This window comes from Streptomyces sp. NPDC051907 (assembly GCF_040681075.1).
GTDB lineage: Bacteria > Actinomycetota > Actinomycetes > Streptomycetales > Streptomycetaceae > Streptomyces.
The window spans coordinates 1-3,812 of record NZ_JBFAYB010000203.1; the positions used below are offsets into that span (position 1 = coordinate 1).

At 73.0% G+C, this 3,812-nt stretch carries 5 protein-coding genes; 3 read left to right on the forward strand and 2 right to left on the reverse strand.

Features of this window, described 5'->3' with window-relative positions:
- Positions 1-87, reverse strand: an 87-nt coding sequence (locus AB0M39_RS41455) for an alpha/beta-hydrolase family protein (RefSeq protein ID WP_365374239.1), incomplete at its 3' end; no start/stop codon positions are given.
- Positions 88-354: 267 nt separating this feature from the next.
- Here AB0M39_RS41455 and AB0M39_RS41460 point away from each other — a divergent pair.
- The 3 genes from AB0M39_RS41460 to AB0M39_RS41470 all read left to right on the forward strand — a co-directional run bounded on the left by AB0M39_RS41460 (position 355) and on the right by AB0M39_RS41470 (position 1,979).
- The gene (locus AB0M39_RS41460; protein ID WP_365374230.1) at positions 355-612 is read left to right on the forward strand and encodes a hypothetical protein; all 258 of its coding nucleotides are present in this window, start codon (positions 355-357) and stop codon (positions 610-612) included.
- A gap of 84 nt (positions 613-696) precedes the next feature.
- Complete coding sequence (locus AB0M39_RS41465) at positions 697-1,566, forward strand: hypothetical protein (protein WP_365374232.1); 870 nt, start codon at positions 697-699, stop codon at positions 1,564-1,566.
- Positions 1,567-1,625: 59 nt separating this feature from the next.
- Complete coding sequence (locus tag AB0M39_RS41470; protein WP_365374234.1) at positions 1,626-1,979, forward strand: hypothetical protein; 354 nt, start codon at positions 1,626-1,628, stop codon at positions 1,977-1,979.
- Here the strand turns inward: AB0M39_RS41470 and AB0M39_RS41475 are convergent.
- Positions 1,876-3,812: glycoside hydrolase (locus AB0M39_RS41475; RefSeq protein WP_365374236.1), on the reverse strand; the 1,937-nt coding region annotated here is incomplete at its 5' end. The two genes, AB0M39_RS41470 and AB0M39_RS41475, sit on opposite strands and share 104 nt — an antisense overlap.

Genomic DNA, 3,812 nt, shown 5'->3' on the forward strand with positions numbered 1-3,812 from the left:
GGTGTGGCCGTGGCCGTCCGGCACGCCCGTGGAGAACGGCAGGTCGGCGGTGACCTGCCAGAAGGTCACGAAGGGCAGCCAGACCATCGCTTCGACCGCGCCCCCGCACCCCCCGCCAGCGCGGCGGCGCTGGACCCGCACCCCGACAGCAACCTCGGGTGCTCAGGTCTACGACCCTGCGCGCCCAAGGTCACTGTCGCCTGGTTCCAGCCTGCGGACCTGCCGTGGCCGAGGCGCGCCCGCGCCGCCGCCGCCGGGCGCGCCCCGATCCGGGGCTGGCCTTCCTTGGTGCCGTCTGTGAGGGGCGGCAGGATGGGCCGGTCAGCTCAAAGAGGCAGCAGCGGAAGGACCGGCATGGGCGAGCACCGTCACGATCTGCGGGAACTGGAGGCCGGGGAGCCGGGCGAGCCGACCGAGGCGTGGATCGAGTATCCCAACGGCGAGCGGCTGGACTGCACTCTGGAGCGCGTGGCGGAGAACCGCTGGGTCGCGCGGCCGCCGCATCCGGTGCTGGTCAGGGGCGGCGAGCACTTCCGGCTGGACCGGCTGCCGGCCGGGGCTGCGGTCCAGTTCGCGGACGTGACGGCCCCGGTGGTGGACCGTTCCGCCTAAAGGTGACACAAGGTTTACACACCTAAACCCCTCGTGCTAATGTCGTGTCACACGGTAACGGCAAGGCTGAAGGGGACCAAGCACATGAAGCTCACCGGGGCGCAGCAGCGGGCGTACGACGCCATGCAGGCAGCGCCGGACGGCAAGATCTCGTCGGGTTCGGCGGGCGGCCACAAGCGGACGACCGCGGAGGCGCTGGCCCGCCGAGGTCTTGCCGACGTCACGAAGAAGATGGCCGAGAAGACCGTCAGGCACCGCAACGGCACCACCTCCCGGCGCGTAGTGGTCGAGTGGACGGCCCAGCTCAGGCCGCCCATGCCGGACTCGGAGGAGATCGCCGAGCTGGACCTGATCGTCGAGCGGCGGGAGAAGACGCTCCGCCCGTCCCAGCGGGAGCACGCCGCCGCATACGTGGCGGTCGTGGGCCCGTCCGTCGCGCTGGAGGGCGCGCCGCTCAAGAGCCCCGACTACAGCCCGGCCGCCGCCTACGCGGAGCACCTGAAGGCGGACACGAACCACCTGCTGACGGCGTACACGCTCGTCCGTCACCTGACCGGCGAGGTGGCCCTGCCCTACGACGACCCCCGAGAGAGCATCGGCGAGCCCACCAACTTCTGGACCATCGCCGAGCCGGGCACCCCCGAGGCCCCCGGCAAGGAGCTGGGCCGGGTGGAGGGGGCGACGCAGAACGCGGCGGCCATCGCCGCGAACAGCCTCCTCAACCGGCGCGGCAGGTACGACATGCGCCGCCTCGGCTCCAAGGAGCTGGGCGCCTGGCGCAAGGACTTCCGCGCCGCTGGCCGCGTGCTCCGGCTGGCCGATGACGGGGAGGGCGCGTTCCGCGTGAACGACGTGGACTCCGGCGTCCTGGTGATCGTCGGCGCGACGGCCTTCGAGGCGGAACGGGACGCCGTCGCCGAGGTCTCCTCGCTGACGGCCGCCCTTCGCAACTGACCGCCCGGCCGCCCGCCCGGCCGCCCGGCCTATCCACGCAGACAAGGAGACCAAGCCTCATGCGCACGACCACGAACCGCCCGCCCAACGCCAGCCCGCGCGCCCTGCGCGACCCGGCCGACATCCTCGAACAGCTCCTCGGGATCGTCCGGCGTCACTTCTCCCGCGTCCCCACGGTGGTCACCACGGACCGGCGCGGCCGGTTCGAGGCGGCATGGACCGTGGAGCGGGACCAGCGGCTGGTGCCGCTCGGCAACGTGAACCTCCCGCTCGCCGCGAAGCAGCGGAACCAGGTCCACATGGCAGCTCTCATCGCCGAGTACGCCGACCACCCCCGCGCCACCCGCTCGCTGCTGGAGCGCAACGCCCGGTACCCGCAGTCCATCGAGCTGCGCCTCCGCCCCTACCGCTGACCGGCCGGACGGCCGGGCGGCACCCGCCCGGCCGTCCCATCCCCGTGGCGTGTCCGTCGCCGGCGGTCGAGCGGATCCACTGCTGCCGGGCGGCCGTTCCTGGCGCTGCGAAGGTCAGCGCGCCGCCGGAGACGGACAGGGCCTTGCCGGTCTTGACGTTGGTGATGCGGTACGCGGCGGTGCTGCCCCAGTCGGCCGACGACAGCTTGGCGAGGCTCCACTGCTGGGCGGTGTCCGCGGGGTTGGACGTGCGCTGCACGGGGGTGTTCCGGCCGGCGACCGGGGCGACGGCGAGCGCCTTCCCGCTGTTGTCGTTGAGCAGTTGGCGCGGCGCGCCGACGGGCGCGGTGGCGGCCGCCGCGTCCACGCCGACGGCGCCCGGCAGCACGAAGGTCGTGACGGATCTGGGGCCGACGGTCGCCTTGAGGGTCTTGCCCTCCGTGGCGAGGTCGCTGTCGCGGTGCAGGTTCTTGAAGGCGTCGGTGGTGTAGCGCTCGACGGGGCCGCCGACGGTCTGGAAGCCGTCGAGGTTGAGGGTGACCTCCCGCTCCGCGCCGGTGGGGTTGGTGTGGACGACCACGGCGCCCTGCCCGCCGGGGCGCAGCGCGGCCAGGGTCTGCGGGTCGTCGGTGTTGACGACGCGGGCGCCGGGGCGGACGAAGCGGCTGTAGTTCGCCATCGCCCAGTACTTCTTGTTCTTGCGCAGCGGCTCGGTCGCCGCGTCGGCGGGGGTGAAGTCGGTCTGGATCAGGCCCCAGTTGGAGTTCTCGTGGGCGGGGGTCATGTTCTCGTAGTCCTCGACGGCCTGCCACAGCACCCAGGCCCGCGGCTCCAGCTCCCTGATGTCGTCGTTGATGCGGCCGGCCAGGTCGAGGGCGGGGCTCATGTCGGTGAAGGACTGCGGGACGCTCCCACCGACGTCCACCTCGGACATCCACAGCTCGGTGGCCTCGCCCTTGGCGATGTCCCGTGCGCCGGTGCGGCCGCCCGTTCCATAGGTGTGGGTGTTGAGCCGGCCGACGGCCTCGCGTACGGCGGGGGCGTACGACTGCCAGTCGGCGCGGAACGTGCCGGGGTCGGTCTCGTCCATGGCCGCGATCGGGGTGGCCATGCGCCGCGCGTCGAGGGCGGCGCGAAGCGTGGAGATCATGCGGGCCTGGGAGGCGGGGTCCCAGTGGGAGCCCTCCTGGCGGCCGCCGGCGCGCCAGAAGTCGGTGTTGGGCTCGTTGACCGGGGACAGGGACGCGAACCTCACGCCGGTGGAGTCCTGTGCGCGCTTGAGCGCGCCGACGAGATAGGCGGCGAATCGCTCGTACTGGTCGGACCGGAGGTTGTCCTGCCGTGCGTCGGCGGCGCCGGAGACGAGTCCGCTGGCCGTCATGAAGTAGGGGGCGGAGTTGGAGAACGCCTCGAAGGTGTCGGCGCCGCGCGCCTTGGCGGCGGTGAGCCACCAGCGCTGGTTGGCGTCGGCTTTCGGGTTCCAGTGGCCGGGGTCGGCCGGGTTCCACCAGTCGGGGCTCTCGGGTCCCGGCCGCTTCCAGTAGCCGGGGATCGCCGCTCCGGCGCGCATATAGGGGACGGTCTCGGGGCTGTCGCCGCCGCCGATGTTGTAGCGGGCGATGGTGAAGCCGAGGCCGTCCTTGCCGTAGAGGTCGTCGGCGAGGCGGTTGCGCTGGGCGTCGGGCCAGCCGCCGGTGACGTTCGCGAACCAGGCGAGGGCGGTGCCCCAGCCCTGGAACGGCGGCTGCTGGTAGCTGGGGTCGAGGCGGACGGTCACCGCGGCGGCCTCGGTCCCGGCCGCGGCGGCCGGGGGCGCGCAGAGGCCGGTCGCGG

Excerpts from the sequence above, each read along its gene's own strand:
- AB0M39_RS41460 (WP_365374230.1), top strand. The coding sequence starts at position 355 with ATGGGCGAGCACCGTCACGATCTGCGGGAACTGGAGGCCGGGGAGCCG.
- AB0M39_RS41465 (WP_365374232.1), top strand. The coding sequence starts at position 697 with ATGAAGCTCACCGGGGCGCAGCAGCGGGCGTACGACGCCATGCAGGCA.
- AB0M39_RS41470 (WP_365374234.1), top strand. The coding sequence starts at position 1,626 with ATGCGCACGACCACGAACCGCCCGCCCAACGCCAGCCCGCGCGCCCTG.